17 protein-coding genes are annotated in these 16,971 nt (G+C 74.1%); 11 read left to right on the top strand and 6 right to left on the bottom strand.

Going from position 1 to position 16,971, the window contains the following annotated elements:
- Positions 1–17: 17 nt before the first annotated feature.
- Complete coding sequence (locus D1J63_RS26030) at positions 18–584, bottom strand: Uma2 family endonuclease (RefSeq protein WP_125635820.1); 567 nt, start codon at positions 582–584, stop codon at positions 18–20.
- Between the two features lie 174 nt (positions 585–758).
- Between D1J63_RS26030 and D1J63_RS26025 the strand changes: the two genes are divergently transcribed.
- The 4 genes from D1J63_RS26025 to eda all read left to right on the top strand — a co-directional run bounded on the left by D1J63_RS26025 (position 759) and on the right by eda (position 3,688).
- A complete protein-coding gene (locus tag D1J63_RS26025) occupies positions 759–1,520 on the top strand; it encodes a MerR family transcriptional regulator (RefSeq protein WP_125632115.1) in 762 nt (253 codons plus the stop codon).
- On the top strand, positions 1,517–2,131 hold the full coding sequence (locus D1J63_RS26020) for a hypothetical protein (RefSeq protein WP_125632113.1): 615 nt from the start codon (positions 1,517–1,519) through the stop codon (positions 2,129–2,131). Before D1J63_RS26025 ends, D1J63_RS26020 begins: the two co-directional genes overlap by 4 nt.
- Positions 2,132–2,165: 34 nt before the next feature.
- Entirely contained in the window at positions 2,166–2,948 is a 783-nt protein-coding gene (gene yaaA / locus D1J63_RS26015; protein ID WP_125632111.1) for a peroxide stress protein YaaA, read from the top strand.
- Between the two features lie 77 nt (positions 2,949–3,025).
- The gene (gene eda / locus D1J63_RS26010; protein ID WP_125632109.1) at positions 3,026–3,688 is read left to right on the top strand and encodes a bifunctional 4-hydroxy-2-oxoglutarate aldolase/2-dehydro-3-deoxy-phosphogluconate aldolase; all 663 of its coding nucleotides are present in this window, start codon (positions 3,026–3,028) and stop codon (positions 3,686–3,688) included.
- Here the strand turns inward: eda and D1J63_RS26005 are convergent.
- From D1J63_RS26005 to D1J63_RS25995, 3 genes are read right to left on the bottom strand one after another with little or no spacing between them, the layout of a single operon-like run.
- Positions 3,663–4,880, bottom strand: a complete 1,218-nt coding sequence (locus D1J63_RS26005; protein ID WP_125632107.1) for a bifunctional RNase H/acid phosphatase — start codon at positions 4,878–4,880, stop codon at positions 3,663–3,665. The genes eda and D1J63_RS26005 overlap by 26 nt on opposite strands.
- Positions 4,881–4,890: 10 nt before the next feature.
- On the bottom strand, positions 4,891–5,634 hold the full coding sequence (locus tag D1J63_RS26000; protein ID WP_061445042.1) for a C4-type zinc ribbon domain-containing protein: 744 nt from the start codon (positions 5,632–5,634) through the stop codon (positions 4,891–4,893).
- A complete protein-coding gene (locus tag D1J63_RS25995) occupies positions 5,631–6,488 on the bottom strand; it encodes a Nif3-like dinuclear metal center hexameric protein (RefSeq protein ID WP_125632105.1) in 858 nt (285 codons plus the stop codon). The genes D1J63_RS26000 and D1J63_RS25995 overlap by 4 nt, the downstream gene beginning before the upstream one ends.
- 273 nt (positions 6,489–6,761) lie before the next feature.
- Here D1J63_RS25995 and D1J63_RS25990 point away from each other — a divergent pair, with 273 nt between their 5' ends.
- Positions 6,762–8,141, top strand: coding sequence for a hypothetical protein (locus D1J63_RS25990; RefSeq protein ID WP_125632103.1), 1,380 nt, complete (start codon positions 6,762–6,764; stop codon positions 8,139–8,141).
- 97 nt (positions 8,142–8,238) lie between these two features.
- Positions 8,239–8,406: a hypothetical protein gene (locus D1J63_RS25985; protein ID WP_102927449.1), complete on the top strand. Its 168-nt coding sequence runs from the start codon at positions 8,239–8,241 to the stop codon at positions 8,404–8,406.
- A gap of 105 nt (positions 8,407–8,511) precedes the next feature.
- Here D1J63_RS25985 and D1J63_RS25980 read toward each other — a convergent pair whose 3' ends face one another.
- Entirely contained in the window at positions 8,512–9,441 is a 930-nt protein-coding gene (locus D1J63_RS25980; RefSeq protein ID WP_164712979.1) for a MaoC/PaaZ C-terminal domain-containing protein, read from the bottom strand.
- Between the two features lie 140 nt (positions 9,442–9,581).
- On the opposite strand from D1J63_RS25980, the gene D1J63_RS25975 reads away from it, so the two are divergent.
- The 4 genes from D1J63_RS25975 to D1J63_RS25960 all read left to right on the top strand — a co-directional run bounded on the left by D1J63_RS25975 (position 9,582) and on the right by D1J63_RS25960 (position 13,272).
- The gene (locus tag D1J63_RS25975) at positions 9,582–10,541 is read left to right on the top strand and encodes an ABC transporter ATP-binding protein (RefSeq protein ID WP_125632099.1); all 960 of its coding nucleotides are present in this window, start codon (positions 9,582–9,584) and stop codon (positions 10,539–10,541) included.
- Positions 10,538–11,254, top strand: coding sequence for an ABC transporter permease (locus D1J63_RS25970; RefSeq protein ID WP_125632097.1), 717 nt, complete (start codon positions 10,538–10,540; stop codon positions 11,252–11,254). The genes D1J63_RS25975 and D1J63_RS25970 overlap by 4 nt, the downstream gene beginning before the upstream one ends.
- Positions 11,255–11,291: 37 nt before the next feature.
- Positions 11,292–12,518, top strand: coding sequence for a sensor histidine kinase (locus D1J63_RS25965; protein WP_125632095.1), 1,227 nt, complete (start codon positions 11,292–11,294; stop codon positions 12,516–12,518).
- A gap of 121 nt (positions 12,519–12,639) precedes the next feature.
- Positions 12,640–13,272 (top strand): response regulator transcription factor, encoded by a 633-nt coding sequence (locus D1J63_RS25960; protein ID WP_125632092.1) that lies wholly within the window; start codon positions 12,640–12,642, stop codon positions 13,270–13,272.
- A gap of 121 nt (positions 13,273–13,393) precedes the next feature.
- Here the strand turns inward: D1J63_RS25960 and D1J63_RS25955 are convergent, their stop codons facing one another.
- Positions 13,394–14,839 (bottom strand): MFS transporter, encoded by a 1,446-nt coding sequence (locus D1J63_RS25955; RefSeq protein WP_164712978.1) that lies wholly within the window; start codon positions 14,837–14,839, stop codon positions 13,394–13,396.
- A 272-nt stretch (positions 14,840–15,111) separates the two neighbouring features.
- Here D1J63_RS25955 and D1J63_RS25950 point away from each other — a divergent pair, with 272 nt between their 5' ends.
- Complete coding sequence (locus D1J63_RS25950) at positions 15,112–16,872, top strand: MFS transporter (RefSeq protein ID WP_125632088.1); 1,761 nt, start codon at positions 15,112–15,114, stop codon at positions 16,870–16,872.
- Positions 16,873–16,971 lie beyond the last annotated feature (99 nt).

Below are 16,971 nucleotides of genomic sequence, written 5' to 3'. Positions count from 1 at the left end.
CCCCTGCGTCTACGGGATCAGAGGAAGTCGGTGGTGTCCAGGTCGAAAGAGAAGGGGGCGGGGAGGGTCAGCGGCTTTCCGAGGGCGACGGTGCAGTGCTGTCGGTAGTCGTCGTGGCCCGGGTCGCTGAACAGCGTGATCGACGACTCCTGGCGGTCGACGAGCAGGTAGAACGGGATATCGCCGCGCGCATGGGCACGGCGTTTGGTCTCGCGGTCGGCCTCGGGCTTGCTGGAGGTCACCTCCAGCACCAGTGAGACACCGTCGCAAGGCATCCAGGGCTCGGCTCCGCGATAGAGCCTGGAAGCCGCGGGCGCGAAGGTGCCGTCAGGGATCACATGGTCCGCCAAGAGGCCATCGGCGTTCTTCAGTTTGAGTCCCTTGTTGCCGGAGAACTGCATGTCGGTGACGGACCGCCGGTGCACCTGGCTCACGATCAGTCCGATGCAGTCCTCGTGGTCCCCATCCGGCGGCGGTGTCACGACGATCTCCCCCTCGATCAGTTCCGCCCGGAACCCCTCCGGGGTGTCCAGGGCGAGAAACCACTCCAGCAAGAGGTCCTGCGTGATCGGTTCGTGTGCCATGGCAGTCATGTCACGCCCCTCCTTCGGTCGCTCGCCAGGCTGGGGCATCGGCTGATCACCTGTCCGAGAGATCGGGAACCGTTCCCTCGATCGTGGCACAGGATCGGCGTCGGTGTCCGGAAGGCGAACCGCCGCGCTTGACCCTGTCGCAACGTCAACGTTTCTACTGGGGCCATGCGGATCGGAGAACTCGCCGGTGCCGTCGGCGTCACCACGCGGACCGTGCGGCATTACCACCATCAGGGCCTGCTGCCCGAACCGGAGCGGCTGGCCAACGGGTATCGGACGTACACGTTGCGGCATGTCGTCGTGCTGGCCCGGATCAGGCGGCTGACCGAGCTGGGGCTCGGGCTCGCGGAGGTGCGGGACGTGCTCGCGGAAGAGGCCGGGAAGGATCTCGCCGAGGTGCTGGAGGAGCTGGACGCGGATCTCGCGCGGCAGGAGGCGGCGATCCGGGACCGCCGGGCGCGGTTGCGGGAGCTGCTGGAGGCGGAGGGCGGGGTGCCGGTCGAGGGGCCGGTGTCGCCGGAGCTGGCCGAGCTGTTCGCCGGGATCGGGGACATGTCCGGCTCGCCGATGGCCCTGCGGGACCGGGAGATGCTGGTGCTGCTGGAGAGCACCGTCGCGCCGGAGGAGCGGGCGGGGCTGCTGGCCGCGATGCGCGGTGCCCTGGGCTCGCCGGAGGCGGCGGCACGGGCCCGCCGTACCTATGCGCTGCTCGACGAGCTGGCCGACGCCGGCGCCGACGATCCCCGCGTGGCGGAGGCGGCCCGCGAACTCGCCGACTCCATGCCCGCCGAGCTGCTGCCCGAGGAGGGCTTCGACCTCGACTCCGGCCACGGTCTCCTGCGCGCCCTGTACGCCGACTTCGCGCCGGCCCAGGCGGAGGCGATCCGGCAGGCCATGGTGCTCGCCTCCCGGGGACGGCGGTCATGAGGGGCACCGGTCTCGCCGCGGTTCCGTTCCTGCTCGTGCGGCACGAGCTGCGGCTGTGGGCGAGCCTGTGGCTGTGGGCCGCCCGGCGCACGCACGACCCGGCGGCCGGCGGGGCCGTCTTCGGGTACGCGCGGGGGCAGGGCGCGATGATGGGCGGATTCGCCTTCGTGTGTGTCGTCGAGTCCGTGATGATGTCCGTGCTGCTGCGGGACTGGCCCGCCGTGCACCACGTGATGCTGGTGCTGGACGTGTACACCGTGGTGATCGTGATCGGGCTGCACGCCGCGTCCGTGGTCCGGCCGCACGTCCTGGATCCGGACGCCGGGACACTGCGCATCCGGCGGGCCCTCCACGTCGATCTGCGGATACCGCTGGAGCGGATCGCCTCCGTCCGGCATGAGCTGCGTACGACGCACGAGCCGAGGGACGGGGAGCTGGACCTCGCCGTGGGCTCCCAGACCTCCGTCACCGTCGAACTCGCCGAGCCCGTCACCCACGTCTCCTTCTTCGGGCGGCGGCGGGAGGTGCGGGTGGTGCGGTGCCATGCCGACGCCCCGGGGTCACTGGTGCGGGCCGTCGAACGGGCGCGGGCGGGGGACGCCGTACCCTGACCTGGGGCCGAGAGCTTGTCGTGAAGGAGTACGTGTGCTTGTCCTGCTGCCGCCGTCCGAGGGGAAGGCCGCGTCCGGCCGGGGCGCCCCGCTGAAGACCGGGTCGCTGTCCCTGCCGGGGCTCACCGCGGCCCGGGAGGCCGTCCTCGGCGAGCTGGTCGGGCTGTGCGCCGGCGACGAGGAGAAGGCGCGCGAGGTGCTCGGGCTGAGCGAGGGGCTGCGCGGCGAGGTCGCCAAGAACGCGGAGCTGCTGACCGCGGGTGCCCGTCCGGCGGGGGAGATCTACACCGGGGTGCTGTACGACGCCCTGGACCTGGCCTCGCTGGACGCCGCCGCCAAGCGGCGGGCGGCCAGGTCGCTGCTGGTGTTCTCCGGGTTGTGGGGTGCCGTGCGGGTGACCGACCGGATTCCCTCCTACCGCTGCTCGATGGGCGTGAAGCTCCCCGGTGTCGGGGCGCTGGGCACGCACTGGCGGGCGCCGATGGCCGAGGTGCTGCCGGAGGCGGCCGGGAGCGGGCTCGTCCTCGACCTGCGTTCGGCGGCGTACGCGGCGGCCTGGAAGCCGAAGGGCGAGGTCGCTTCGCGGACGGCGACCGTGCGGGTGCTGCACGCGCCGACCCGGAAGGTGGTCAGCCACTTCAACAAGGCGACCAAGGGGCGGATCGTACGGAGTCTGCTGGCGTCCGGCACCTCGCCCGAGGGGCCGGCCGAGCTGGTGGACGCGTTGCGGGCCCTCGGGTACGTGGTGGAGGCGGAGGCGCCCGCGAAGGCCGGGAAGCCGTGGTCGCTGGACGTGCTCGTGGACGAGGTGCACTGAGTCCCCGCCCGCCGAGCATCGTTGCATGTGCTGCAACGGTAATTGCAGAGCGTGCGTTTCGGCGGCACGATGAGGGCATGAGTTCTCCGCTGCCCTCCTCCCCCGCCGCCTCGGTGCTGGATCTCGCGCCCGTCGTCCCCGTCGTGGTCGTCGACGACCTCGCCGACGCCGTGCCGCTCGCCCGGGCGCTCGTCGCCGGCGGGCTGCTCGCGATCGAGGTGACGCTGCGGACGCCGGTCGCCCTCGACGCGATCCGGGCGATCGCCGCCGAGGTGCCGGACGCGGTGGTCGGCGCGGGCACGGTCGTCACCGCGGAGCAGGTCGGGGAGGTCGTGGCGGCCGGGGCGCGATTCCTGGTCAGCCCGGGGTGGACGGACGTACTGCTGGAGGCGATGCGGGGGTCGGGGGTGCCGTTCCTGCCGGGGGTGTCGACCACCTCGGAGGTGGTGGCGCTGCTGGAGCGCGGGGTGCGGGAGATGAAGTTCTTCCCGGCCGAGGCGGCGGGCGGCACCGCGTATCTCAAGGCGCTCGCCGCGCCCTTGCCGCAGGCGCGCTTCTGCCCGACCGGCGGCATCACGCCGGCCTCCGCTCCGGAGTACCTGGCGCTTCCCAACGTCGGGTGTGTGGGCGGCAGTTGGATGCTGCCCAAGGACGCGGTGGCCGACCGGGACTGGGCGCGGGTGGAGCGGCTCGCCCGCGAGGCGGCCGGACTGCTCAGCGCAGGTGGGACGTCTCGTTGAACAGGCGGACGCTCGCGCCGCCGTCCGCGTAGTACGCCACCGCCGACAGGGACGCCGCCGACAGTTCCATCCGGAACAGTGACTCGGGCGGGGCGCCCAGGGCCAGCTGCAGGAAGGTCTTGATCGGCGTCACGTGGGAGACCAGCAGTACCGTGCGGCCCGCGTACGCCGCGACCAGCTTGTCGCGGGTGGCGGCGATCCGGGCGCCGGTGGCCGCGAAGCTCTCGCCGCCGCCGGTGGGTTCCGCGTCCGGGGAGGCCAGCCAGGCGTCCAGGTCGTCGGCATAGCGCTCGCGCACCTCGCCGAAGGTGAGCCCCTCCCACGCGCCGAAGTCGGTCTCCCGCAGCCCCTCCTCGACCGCCACCTCCAGGCCGAGGCGGGCGGCGACGATGCCGGCGGTCTCGCGGGTGCGGGCCAGGGGTGAGGCGACGATCGCCTCGATCGTGCCGCGCCTGGCCAGGCTCTCGGCGACCTTCTCGGCCTGCTCCCGGCCGACGGCCGACAGGGACGGATCGGTGCCGCCGCTCCCGGAGAAGCGCTTCTGCGGGGTGAGCGGCGTCTCCCCGTGCCGCAGGAGGACGAAGGTGGCGGGGGCGCCCAGGTCGGGGGGTCCCCAGCCGGGCGAGGCCACGGCCTTCGCGGCCCGGACGTCGGTGTCGGCGGCCGCCCGTGAACCCACGCCGGCGCTGGCCGCGTCGGACGCGGCGTCGAGCTCCGCCGTCGACTCGGACGGCGACCACTGCTCGCCGCGAGCGCCCGCGTCCATCGCCTCGTTGGCCAGGCGGTCGGCGTGCTTGTTGTCCGCGCGGGGGATCCACTCGTACGTCACGCGGCCGGGCGGGAAGACCCGGGCCGCCTCGGTCGCCAGCGGCTTCATGTCGGGGTGCTTGATCTTCCAGCGGCCCGACATCTGCTCGACGACGAGCTTGGAGTCCATGCGGACGTGCACGCGGGCGTCCGGGTCCAGCTCCTTCGCCGCGTGCAGGCCGGCCAGCAGGCCCCGGTACTCGGCGACGTTGTTGGTGACGACCCCGAGGTACTCGGCGGCCTCCACCAGGGTCTCCCCCGTCACCGCGTCCAGCACCACCGCGCCGTAGCCGGCGGGCCCGGGGTTGCCCCGTGACCCGCCGTCGGCCTCGACGACGAACTCCCGCGCGGGTCCCGCCACCGGACGCTCCGCCTGGTCGGCCACCGGACCGGCCCTACAGCCCGGAGTCGGCCGTGCGCACCAGGATGCGGCGGCAGTTCTCGCAGCGGACGACCGTGTCGGGCGCCGCCGCGCGGATCTCGCTCAGCTCGGTGATGGCCAGCTCCTGGCGGCACCCCTGGCAGCTGCGCTGGTACAGCTTGGCCGCGCCGACGCCGCCCTGCTGCTCGCGCAGCTTGTCGTAGAGCTTCAGCAGGTCCTCGGGGACGGAGCCCGCGACGACCTCGCGCTCCTTGGTCACCGAGGCCGCCTCGCCGTCCAGCTCCTCGACGGCCGCGTCACGGCGCGCGGTGGCGTCGTCGATCTTGCCCTGGACCGCGCCGACCCGCTCGGTCAGCTCGGCGACCCGCTCCTGCGCGGACTCGCGGCGCTCCATCACCTCCAGGACGACGTCCTCGAGGTCGCCCTGGCGCTTGGCGAGGGAGGCGATCTCGCGCTGGAGGTTCTCCAGGTCCTTCGGGGAGGTGACGGCGCCGGAGTCCAGACGCTGCTGGTCGCGGCCGGCGCGCTGGCGCACCTGGTCCACGTCCTGCTCGGCCTTGGTCTGCTCGCGGGCGCAGTCGCTCTCCTCGGTCTGCGCGGCCACGAGCAGGTCGCGCAGCTGGGTGTGGTCCTTGGTCAGCGACTCGATCTCGGCGTGCTCGGGCAGGGACCGGCGCTTGTGCGCGAGCTGCTGGAGCCGCGTGTCGAGGCCCTGGACGTCGAGGAGGCGGATCTGGTCGGCGGGCGCGGCTTTCAGTTGGGGGCTCCCATTGCGCTAGAGGTCGGGGCGGACGCCGCGTGGGCGGTCCAGGGGTCGGTGACCGTCTTCGAGACGTGGACCCTGAGGTCCCAGCCGTTGCGGTCGGAGATCTCGTCGAGCTGGGCCGCGCCCAGCTCGCACCAGGGCCACTCGGTGGCCCAGTGCGCCGCGTCGAGCAGCGCGAGGGGGCTGTGGGCGCGGGCTTCGGACACGGGGTGGTGGCGGAGGTCCGCGGTGAGGAAGGCGTCGACGCCCGCCGCCCGTACGTGGTCGAAGAGGCTGTCGCCGGAGCCGCCGCTGACGGCGACCGTGCGCACGGTCGCGTCCGGGTCGCCGGCGACGCGGATGCCCTGCACCGTGGCGGGCAGCCGCTCGGCGGCGCGGGCGGCCAGCTCGCGCACCGTCAGCGGATGCCGCAGCTCGCACACCCGGCCCAGACCGCGACGCCCCTCGGGGTCGGTCGGGTCCGGCACCAGCGGCCCTACGACGTTCAGGTCGAGGGCGCCGGCCAGCGCGTCGGAGACGCCCGGGTCGGCGGTGTCGGCGTTGGTGTGGGCGACGTGCAGGGCGATGTCGTTCTTGATCAGGGTGTGCACCACACGGCCCTTGAAGGTGGACGCCGCGACCGTCGTCGTCCCGCGCAGATACAGCGGGTGGTGGGTGACGAGCAGGTCGGCGCCGAGCTTCACCGCCTCGTCGACGATCTCCTGGACGGGGTCCACCGCGAACAGGACCCGCGTGACCTCCTGGTCGGGGTCGCCCACGACGGTGCCGACCGCGTCCCAGGACTCGGCCCGCTCGGCGGGCCACAGGTTGTCCAGCGCGGCGATGACTTCTGACAGACGGGGCACGCGTGCAAGGCTACCTGGAGGTTCTGCGCCGTTGTACCCGCAGCCGCAACCCTCTGCCGCGCCCCTCTGCCGCGCCCCTCTGCCGCGCCCCTCTGCCGCGCCCCTCTGCCGCGCCCCTCTGCCGCACCCCCGCCGTCCGGTCCGGCCCAGCACACACCGTGCCCTTCCCTCAGGCGAATCGTTCCTGTGACACACGTATGTGTGATGGGAACCGGCGCCGGTCCCACGCCCGTGCGTGCGAAAACTAGCTTCGTCGCCGGAGGTGACCGAACGATGACGGCCTGTGCGATCGAGCCCTCGGCGGACCCCGGCGACGGCGGGGCCCCGCCGGTGGGCTGCAGCATCACCGCGGAGGGTGCCTACGCCGCGCGTCTCGCCCGGAGCGGCGGTGGCGGCGGTGCGGCCTGGTACCCCGAGCGCTGGACCCTGGACGGTCCCGAGCCGTACGCGGTGCCGCTGCCGGGCAACCAGCCCGAGGAGCCCGGCACCGAGGTGCAGCCGATGGGGGACGGGCGGGTCCTGGTCCACCGGGTGGCGGCCGGCCGGCACCTTTTCGCGCTGCTGTACCCGACCGGGCCCGGCACCGGCGAGCTGCCGCTCGGCGCGGTCGAGTGCCCGGCCGACAGCACCGGGATGCGGCTGCTGCCTCCGGTTCCGGGCGGCGAGCGGGCGTACGCCCTCGCGGCCGGTCCGCGTGCGACGGTGCTGTGGCGGATCGCGGGCGGCGCCTTCGGGCCGGAGCGGGTGGCCGAGATCCCCGGCCGCTGCTCGGGCGGGGCCTGGCTGGACCGCACGGGACGGATGCTCGCGGTGGACCGGGAGACCGGCGGGCGCACCAAGGCGGTCGTGGTGGACCTGGAGCGGGACGGCGAGGTGTCGCCGCTGCTGCAGATCGCCCCGGACAGCGACGACCGGCTGCTGCTGGCCGACCCCGACAGCGGGCTGGTGCTCATCGGCTCGGACGCCCCTTCGCCGGGGCGGGAGCGGCTCGGCTGGGGCGTGCTGGGCAGCACGCTGCCGGTGCGCTTCCCGGAGTGCCTGCGGATGCCGGACTGCGTCGTGACGCCGTTCGCCGTCCAGCCGGGGCAGGTGCTGACCCCGGAACGCTGCGCGGTGGCCCTGCGCGTGGACGGCGCGTTCGGCAGCTGGGTCGGGGTGTGGCGGCCCGCCGAACGGAAGGTGCGTCATCTTCCGGCGCCGGAGGGGTGGTTGACGGGGGCCGGGCTGTGGACCCCGGACGGGGAGCTGCGGCTGCCCTGCTCCACACCGCGGTCGCCGTGCGGGGTGGCCCGGCTGGTCGCACCGGACACCGCCGACGCGGGTGGCGCGGACCTAGCGGACGGAGCGCACGGAGCGGGTGGCGCGGACGGTGCAGGTCACACGAACGGCGCGGGTGGCACCGGCGGTGCGGGGGGCACCAGCGGTGCCGGTGGCACTGACGGCGCGGGTGGCACTGGCGGCGCGGGTGGCACCGGCGGTGCGGCCGGCACTGGTGCGGCCAGCGGTACGGACGGCGAGCGGCCCGGGAATCCGGAGGCGACGACTCCGGGCGAGCCCGGCGACGACCCCGGTACGGCGGACACTCCCGCCGCCGCCCAGCCGCGCCCCGTACCGCTGCAACAGGCCCCGCTGGCACGGCTTGTAACGAAGTAGTGCCGGTTGGCGTGGCCGCCTGGATCCGTCCCGAGGTGTGCCGGTTAGACTCGCCCGGCTGTAGGAAAGATCATGTTGACGGGGTGAATTCCTTCCGATGAACGACGCCAGCACGACCCAGCCGATGCAGGCCGCCGGTGCCGACGTTTCCGAGATCGACGCCGGTCACGGCAAGCACCGTGGACCGGTCTCCAGCCAGGAGGGCGAGGCGACTCCGCAGGGCCGCCACCGCAAGCCTGCCGAGGAGTCCGGGACGGCCGCCTGACGGCACGGACCAGGCACAGGCACACACAAAAGCACGCGGCTCCGGCCCCGTTCGTCGCATCCGACGGGCGGGGCCGTTGTCGTGCCCCGCGGCACCGCCTCCGCCCTACCCGTACCGGACGACCGTGTCGTCGAGGACGGGCGCGTCGCCGCGCTCCACGACGCTCACGACCACTCGCGCCTCCCCCGCGCCGCCGCCGTCCGACCCACCGACGTCCGGCACGCCGCCGTCCGGCCCGCCGCCGTCCGATCCGGTGGCCCGCCACATCCGCACCCGCAGCGTCTCCCCCGGGTACACCACCCCCGCGAACCGCGTGCGGTACCCGCGCACCCGGGTCACGTCGCCGTCCAGCAGCGTGTCGACGACCGCCTTGAGCGTGGCGCCGTACGTGCACAGCCCGTGCAGGACGGGCCGCTCGAAGCCGGCGCGCGCGGCGAACTCCGGGTCGGCGTGCAGGGGGTTCCAGTCGCCGGAGAGCCGGTAGAGCAGGGCCTGGTCCTCGCGCACGGCGCGTTCGACGACGTGGTCCGCCGGCTCGGCGGGCGGTGGCGAGGGGCGTCCGGACGGGCCCCGCTCACCGCCCCAGCCGCCTTCCCCGCGGACGAAGACCTCGGCCTCGTCGGTCCACAGCGGTCCGTCGGCGTCGGTGACCTCGGTGCGCAGGACGAGGACGGCCGCGCTGCCCTTGTCGTACACGGCGACGACGCGTGAGGACGCCCTCGCCCTGCCCCGCACCGGGACGGCGGGCCGGTGCAGCCGCAGCCGCTGCCCGGCGTGCAGGACGCGGGCGAGGTCGACGTCGACGCCGGGCACGGACAGGGTGCCGATCACTCCCGGGGCGCCGCCGCCGGCCACCGTCGCGAAGCTCGGCAGCACGTGCAGCCGGGACTCCAGGGTGTAGCGCAGCTCGCCGGGGTCGGTGGCGGGCCGGCCCGCGCCGATGCCGAGGTGGTAGAGCTGGACGTCCTTGTGGTCCCAGGCGATCTCGCGGACCCGGGGTGCGGCGGCGAGCGCCCCGGCTGCGTCGATGGGCATGGCTCTCCCGGCTCGTCTCCCCCGCGTCCCTGCTGTCCCGGTCACCGTACGGGACGCCCGCCACCCATGACATTTGTCCTGCCGATCTCCGGACAACCGCATCTGCCGTAGGCCCCCGCCGGCTCCGTAGCGTCATCGGCATGACACCGACAGAGGGCACCACCCCCGCCGTCTCCTTCGCGGGGGCGGCCAAGGCGTACGGCGACGTCCGCGCCGTCGACGGCATGGACCTGCGCATCGAGCGCGGCGAGACCGTCGCGCTGCTCGGCCGCAACGGCGCGGGCAAGTCGACGGCGATCGCGCTGCTGCTCGGCCTGCGCCCGCCCGACGCGGGCACGGTGGAGCTGTTCGGCGGTCCTCCGGAGAGTGCCGTGCGCGCCGGCCGGGTGGGGGCCATGCTCCAGGAGGCGCGGGCGGTCCCCCGGGTCACCGTGGGCGAGCTGGTCGCCTTCGTGGCCGGCCGCTATCCGGCGCCGATGCCCGTCGGGCAGGCCCTGGAGCTGGCGGGGATCGCCGCGTTGGCCGGGCGGCGCGTGGACCGGCTGTCCGGCGGCCAGGTCCAGCGGGTGCGGTTCGCCCTCGCGCTGGCCGGCCGCCCCGACCTGCTGGTCCTGGACGAGCCGACGGCGGCCCTGGACGTGGAGGCCCGGCACGCCTTCTGGCAGTCGATGCGGGCCTACACCCGGGGTGGCAGCACGGTCCTCTTCTCCACGCACTACCTGGAGGAGGCCAACGCGCACGCCGACCGGATCCTGGTCGTCGACCGGGGCCGCGTCGTCGCGGACGGCACCGGCGACGAGTTGCGCCGGGCGGCGGGCGGCAGCCGCGTCTCCTTCGACCTGGCCGGCCGGCCCACCGACGACCTGACGCTGCTGCCCGGGGTCCGCTCGCTGGAGGTGCGCGGGGACCGTGCGCTGCTGCGCACCGACGACTCCGACGCGACCGTGATCGCCCTCGCGGAACTCGGCGCGATTCGCGGCCTGGAGGTCTCCCCCGCGTCCCTGGACGACGCGTTCCTGGCCCTGACGACCCCGGTGCCGGCACCCGCGCCGGCGCCCGCGACACCCGCACCCGCACCGGAGAAGGAGAGCATGCGATGAGGGACTACCTGGTCCTGGAGACGCGCCGTACGCTGCGCGATCCCGGCTTCGTGATCGGCGGCATCGCCATGCCGGTCCTGATGTACCTGCTGTTCACCAACCTCGGGGACGACACGGGCGAGTGGAAGACGGGTGCGATGGTCGGCATGGCCGCGTACGGCGCGGTCGGCTCGGCCCTGAACACCGGCGGCGGGGTCGCCGAGGACCGGGCGATCGGGTGGCTGCGGCAGCTGCGGGTGACGCCGATGCTGCCGCACCAGGTGGTCGTGGGCCGCGCCCTGACCTCCTCCGTCACCGTGCTGCCCGCGATCGCGGCGGTGCTCGGCGCGGGCGGCCTGATCAACGGCGTACGGCTGGACGCCTGGCAGTGGGCGGCGCTGGCGCTGCTGCTCTGGCTCGGGTCGGTGCCGTTCACGCTGCTGGGGCTCGGCAACGGCTACCGGCTGACCGGGCAGACCACGGGCGTGGCGAACATGGTGGCCAACCTGGGCCTCGCGGTGATCGGGGGCCTGTGGTTCCCGCTGGCGCTGTTCCCGGAGTGGCTGCGCACGGTGTCGGGGTTCACTCCGAGCAACCGCTTCGCCGAGCTGGGCACTTCGGTGGCCACGGGGCAGGCACCGCCCGCGGGTGGAATCCTCGTCCTGGCGGGATGGCTGCTGGCGTTCGGTGCGTACGCCGTCCTGTCCTACCGCCGCGGCGCGGGAAACGACTGAGCGCCCGGTGCGCCCGAGCGGAAGGAAGCCGACAGCCATGACCGGGACCCGAGGGCGGCTGCGCAGGATGTCGCACCGCCTGGACGCGTGGCAGCTGGCACGGCAGCCCGAGCCCGAATCCGAACCGGCCCAGGGCGGCGAACGGCCGGAGCGCGTCGGCCCTCCGCCGACCGGATTCACCCTGCTGCCGTGGCTGCTGATGGGCCTCGGCAGCCTGGCGAACATCTTCCAGGGGAACAGCGCCAACCCGTGGATCGGCGGCGCGGGGCTGATCGTCTTCAACTCGCTCTACATCCACGTCGCCTTCCGCTCCTTCCACAAGACCTTGCGGGAGTCGCTGAACACGCGGCTGGCACTGGCCGCGATGGCGGTGGTGACCTGCGCGCTGGCGCTCGCGTACGGCGGCAGCTGGCTGCTGTTCTTCCCGCTGCTGGGCCTCGCTGCGGGGGCGGCGCTGCGCGGCCGGTGGCTGGGCCGGTGGGGCTGGTCGCTGGCGGTGGTGGCGGGTGTCGTGGCCGGTGTCCGGGAGGGCTGGGACGGCCTGAACATCGCCTACGCGACCTTCCTGTCGACGATGGTGACGGCCGCGATCCTGAGCCTGTCCGACGCCGTACGGCAACTGCGCGCCGCCCGGGAGGAACTGGCCACCCGCGCGGTGGCGGAGGAACGGCTGCGGTTCTCGCGCGACCTGCACGACCTGCTGGGGCACACACTGTCGGTGATCGTGGTCAAGTCGGAGGCCGCCCGCCGGCTGGCGCCCCGGGACCTGGACGCGGCGCTGACCCAGATCACGGACATCGAGTCGGTCGGCCGCCAGGCGCTGACCGAGGTCCGCGAGGCGGTCACCGGCTACCGGGAGGGCAGCCTCGGCACCGAGCTGGACCGGGCCCGTTCGGCACTGGACGCGGCGGACGTGGAGGCGGTGGTCCGCCGCTCCGGCCCGCCGCTGCCGCCGCAGACGGAGGCGCTGCTGGGGTGGGTGGTGCGGGAGGCGGTCACCAACGTCGTACGGCACAGCGGCGCGAGCCGCTGCGAGATCGCGGTCTCGGGCGGTGCGGACCGGGTGCGGCTGACGGTCACGGACGACGGCACGGGCGTGGCGGGCCAGACGCAGGGTCCGGGCACGGGCCTGACCGGCCTCACGGAACGCCTGGCCACGGCGGGTGGTTCGCTCACGGCGGGGGTGGAGCCGCGGGGCGGCTTCTCGGTGACGGCGGAGCTTCCGGTGCGGGAAGAGGAACGGCCGGTGGACGCACTGGCGTAGCTGCCGGGCCGGCGCCCCGGACCCGGCGCCCGGACCTTTCGTCGGCCGCCGCGGGCCCTCAGTACGGCAGCCGCCCGGGCCTTCGTGCGTCCGCACGGCCGGTGCGTCCTAACCTTGCCCCGTGACCGACGAGACTCCCCGCAGCCACCCCGTCCGCGTCCTCCTCGCCGAGGACCAGGGCATGATGCGCGGCGCGCTCGCGCTGCTGCTCGGGATGGAGGCGGACATCGAGGTGGTCGCGCAGGTGGCGGCCGGGGACGAGATCGTCGCCGCCGCGCTCGCCCACCGCCCCGACATCGCCCTGCTCGACATCGAACTGCCGGGCCTGAGCGGCCTGGACGCCGCCGCCGAGCTGCGGGAGCGGGTGCCCGGCTGCCGGGTGCTGATCCTGACCACCTTCGGCCGCCCCGGGTACCTGAGGCGGGCCATGGACGCGGGTGCCGCCGGTTTCCTGGTGAAGGACGGCCCGGTGGAGGAGCTGGCCGGCGCGATCCGCCGGGTGCTGGCCGGTGAGACGGTCGTCGACCCGGCGCTGGCCGCGGCCGCGCTCAGCGCGGGGCCCAGTCCGCTCACCGGCCGGGAGTGCGACGTGCTGCGGGCCTCGGCGGACGGTGCGACGGTCGCGGACATCGCCGCGGTGCTGCATCTGTCCGAGTCCACGGTCCGCAACTATCTGTCCGCCGCGATCGGCAAGACCGGTACCCGCAACCGGGCGGAGGCGCTGCGCGCGGCTCGGCAGCGGGGGTGGGTCTGAGCGGGGGGTGGGTTGCGGTGGTTCGTCGGCCGCGGGCCGGTGGGGGTTGCTCGCGCAGTTCCCCGCGCCCCTTGGGAGCGCCCCTGCGGGGCGTCCCTTCGGGGCGTCCCTCCGCGCGCGTTCAATCCTTCGCGTGTGTCTTCGGCAGCCATGCCCACATCAGTACGGCCGCCACGACCAGGACCGCCGTCGCCGTGCGGAAGACCAGGGCGTAGCCGTCCGTCAGGGCCGCCGGGTCCGCGTGCTCGCCCCCGGAGCGGGCCGCCGCGATCGTCGACATCACCGCGAGTCCCAGCGAACCGCCCATCGTCCGCGAGGTGTTGATCAGCCCGGAGACCAGTCCGGCGTCCCCGGGGGCCGCGCCGGAGATGGCCAGCGAGGCCAGCGGGGTGGCCGTCAGGCCCGCGCCCAGCATCATCAGCACGCCGGGAATCATGATCGCGGTCAGATAGCCGCCGTCCGCGGTCATCGTCGACTGCCAGCCGAAGCCGACCGCGGCGACGAGCGCGCCGAGCACGGCCACGTTCCGGGCCCCGAGCACCGGCAGGAACCGCGGGGCCGCCTTCGAGCCGAGGATCACCGCGAAGGAGCTGGGCACCAGGGCGAGGCCGGCCTCCAGCGGGGAGTAGCCCAGGACGTTCTGCGTGTACAGGGTCATGAAGAACCACATCGAGAACATCGACGAGCCCGACACCAGCATCGCCACGTTCGCCGACGCCACCGACCGCAGCCGCAGCAGCGCGAGCGGGATCAGCGGGGCCGCCGTCCGCGCCTCGACCAGGAGGAAGAGCCCGAGCAGGACGAGGCCGGCGAGCAGCGGCAGCAGCGCGGCGCCCGCCGTCCACCCCTCGGACTCGGTCTGCGAGATGCCGTAGGCCAGCGTGGCGAGCCCTGTGGTCACCAGCAGGGCGCCCGGCAGGTCGAGGCGGCGGCGCTCGCCGCCCCGGCTCTCGGTCAGCCAGCGCACGGCGCCGGCCAGCACGACCGCGCCCACCGGCACGTTGATCAGCAGCACCCAGCGCCAGGACAGCCCGTCCACCAGGACGCCGCCCACCAGACCGCCCGCGGCACCGCCGCCCGCGCCCACCGCGGTCCAGGTCGCGATGGCGCGGGCCCGGGCCGCGCCCTCCGGCACCGCGGCGGTCAGCAGCGTCAGCGTCGAGGGGGCGAGTACGGCCGCGCCGAGGCCCTGCACGGCCCGTGCGGCCAGCAGCTGCCAGCTCTCCTGGGCGAACCCGCCGCCCAGCGAGGCCAGGGTGAAGAGCCCGAGGCCGACCAGGAACATCCGCTTGCGCCCGTACAGGTCGCCGGCCCGGCCGCCGAGCAGCATGAACCCGGCGAAGGCGATGGCGTAGGCGTTGACCACCCACTGGAGGCCCTGGGCGCCGAGTCCGAGGTCGGTGCGCATCGAGGGCAGGGCGACGTTGACGACGGACACGTCGAGCACGACCAGGAACTGTCCGGCGCAGGCGAGCACCACGACCAGCCAGGTCGGAGGCGTGCGGCGCGCGGATATGCGGCGGGTCGGCGTGGAGGGGGTGGAGGCGGGGCCGGTGGCTTCGAGCATGGGTGTCATGGTCTCAACCCGGGTCTGCCCCTTGCATCGGTTTTTGGTCCCGCGCCCGTCCCGGGCCGTCCTAGGACCCGAGTCCTAGGCGACGGAGGTCCGAGGCACGGGCGACCGGCCGGTGAACCGCGTGCAGGGGTGTTCCCAAGAGAAGGTCAAGAATTAGTTAGGGACTCGAAGCAACGGAATAGTTGCCCGGGCGCACGAGGTTCAGCCTGCACGTACCCACGATCCAACGCGTTCACCGATTTCCGGCCTGGAGGCCCCACCCCATGTCCCACACGACGACCGACGAGCCCGTGCGGCGAGCGAGCGGGGCCACCGTCCCGGTGCTCGCGTTCGCGGGCATCGTCGTCGCGGTGATGCAGACCCTGCTCGTCCCGGTCATCAAGGACCTGCCCCGACTCCTGGACACCTCACCCAGCAACGCCACCTGGGTCCTGACCTCCACGCTCCTGTCCGGAGCCGTGGCCACGCCGATCATGGGCCGACTCGGCGACCTGTTCGGCAAGCGCCGCATGCTGATCGCCAGCCTGTCGGTGATGGTCGTCGGCGCGCTGCTCAGCGCGCTCACCGACGCGCTGATCCCGATGATCGTCGGCCGTACCCTGCAGGGCTTCGCGATGGGCGCGATACCCCTGGGCATCGGACTGATGCGCGACATGCTGCCCCGTGAGCGGCTCGGCTCGGCGATGGCGCTGATGAGCTCCTCGATCGGCGTCGGCGGCGGTCTGGCGCTGCCCGCCGCCGCCCTGGTCGCCCAGCACACCGACTGGCACGCCCTGTACTTCGGCGCCGCCGGCCTCGGTGTCCTCTCCATCGCCCTGACCCTGCTGGTCGTACCGGAGTCCCCGCTGCGCGCCAAGGGGTCCTTCGACCTGCCGGGCGCGCTGGGCCTGTCCGCCGGTCTGATCCTCTTCCTGCTGCCGATCAGCAAGGGCAGCGACTGGGGCTGGTCGTCGCCCACCACGCTCGGCCTGTTCGGCGCCGCCGTCGTGGTCCTGCTCCTGTGGGGCCTGATGGAGCTGCGCGTCGCGGCCCCGCTGGTCGACCTGCGCACCACGGCCCGCCGCGAGGTCCTGCTCACCAACCTCGCCTCGATCATGGTCGGCGTCTCCTTCTTCGTCATCTCCCTCGTCCTGCCGCAGCTCCTCCAGCTGCCCACCGGGACCGGTTACGGCCTCGGTCAGTCGATGGTCGTCGCGGGCCTGTGCGTGGCCCCGCTGGGCCTGACGATGATGTTCACGGCGCCGGTCTACGCCCGTCTGTCCGCCCGCTACGGCCCGCGCACCACCCTGATCATCGGCCTGGTGATCATCGGGATCGGTTACGCCGGCGGCCTCGGTCTGATGAACGCCGCCTGGCAGACCGTCCTCACCTCGGTGCTGATCGGCGCGGGCATCGGCCTCGCCTACTCCTCCCTGCCCGCGCTGATCATCGGCGCGGTCCCGGCCTCGGAGACGGGCGCGGCCAACGGTCTCAACACCCTGATGCGGTCCATCGGTACGTCGGTGTCGAGCGCCGTCATCGGCATGGTGCTCGCCAACACGTCGACCGACGCGGGCGGCGTCGCCGTCCCGACGATGCACGGCTTCCGCGTCTCCTTCCTGATCGCGGCCGCCGCCGTCGCCGTCGGCCTGGTGCTGGCCTTCTTTCTCCCGCGGCGCAGTCCCGCGGGGGTCTCCCAGCTGCGCGCGAGCAGCGAGGAGGACGCCAACCTGGCCCGCGCCGAGCAGGCCCTCGCCGGCGCCGGGGAGGGGCCCGCGCACGGCTTCCGCGGCCGGGTGCTGGCCGCCGACGGCGCTCCGGTCGCCCGTGCCAAGGTGACGCTGATCGACCGGCACGGTCGCCAGGCGGGCGCGACCCTCTCCGCGGGGGACGGCAGCTACGCCGTCGCCGTGCCCGCCCGGGGCCCGTACGTCCTGGCCGCCCGTGCCGCGGGCCACGCCCCGCTCGCCCACGCGGCGACCCACGGCGGCGACCGTCCGGTCGACCTGGACCTCTCCCTGCCGGGCGAGACGGTCCCGGCCTGACCCGCACCCACCCCGAACCCCCCTGTCGCGGCACGCGGCAGGGGGGTACGGCAGCATGGGGCGCCGGCACACCCGCATCGGGCACCACGCACGACGATC

Origin of the sequence: Streptomyces sp. KPB2 (genome assembly GCF_003950055.1) — a bacterium.
GTDB lineage: Bacteria > Actinomycetota > Actinomycetes > Streptomycetales > Streptomycetaceae > Streptomyces > Streptomyces salinarius.
Note: the sequence above shows the minus strand (reverse complement) of the source record. Positions and strands in the feature narration are given on the sequence as shown.

Excerpts from the sequence above, each read along its gene's own strand:
- D1J63_RS26030 (WP_125635820.1), bottom strand. The coding sequence starts at position 584 with ATGGCACACGAACCGATCACGCAGGACCTCTTGCTGGAGTGGTTTCTC.
- D1J63_RS26025 (WP_125632115.1), top strand. The coding sequence starts at position 759 with ATGCGGATCGGAGAACTCGCCGGTGCCGTCGGCGTCACCACGCGGACC.
- D1J63_RS26020 (WP_125632113.1), top strand. The coding sequence starts at position 1,517 with ATGAGGGGCACCGGTCTCGCCGCGGTTCCGTTCCTGCTCGTGCGGCAC.
- eda (WP_125632109.1), top strand. The coding sequence starts at position 3,026 with ATGAGTTCTCCGCTGCCCTCCTCCCCCGCCGCCTCGGTGCTGGATCTC.
- D1J63_RS25990 (WP_125632103.1), top strand. The coding sequence starts at position 6,762 with ATGACGGCCTGTGCGATCGAGCCCTCGGCGGACCCCGGCGACGGCGGG.
- D1J63_RS25985 (WP_102927449.1), top strand. The coding sequence starts at position 8,239 with ATGAACGACGCCAGCACGACCCAGCCGATGCAGGCCGCCGGTGCCGAC.
- D1J63_RS25980 (WP_164712979.1), bottom strand. The coding sequence starts at position 9,441 with ATGCCCATCGACGCAGCCGGGGCGCTCGCCGCCGCACCCCGGGTCCGC.
- D1J63_RS25975 (WP_125632099.1), top strand. The coding sequence starts at position 9,582 with ATGACACCGACAGAGGGCACCACCCCCGCCGTCTCCTTCGCGGGGGCG.
- D1J63_RS25970 (WP_125632097.1), top strand. The coding sequence starts at position 10,538 with ATGAGGGACTACCTGGTCCTGGAGACGCGCCGTACGCTGCGCGATCCC.
- D1J63_RS25965 (WP_125632095.1), top strand. The coding sequence starts at position 11,292 with ATGACCGGGACCCGAGGGCGGCTGCGCAGGATGTCGCACCGCCTGGAC.
- D1J63_RS25955 (WP_164712978.1), bottom strand. The coding sequence starts at position 14,839 with ATGCTCGAAGCCACCGGCCCCGCCTCCACCCCCTCCACGCCGACCCGC.
- D1J63_RS25950 (WP_125632088.1), top strand. The coding sequence starts at position 15,112 with ATGTCCCACACGACGACCGACGAGCCCGTGCGGCGAGCGAGCGGGGCC.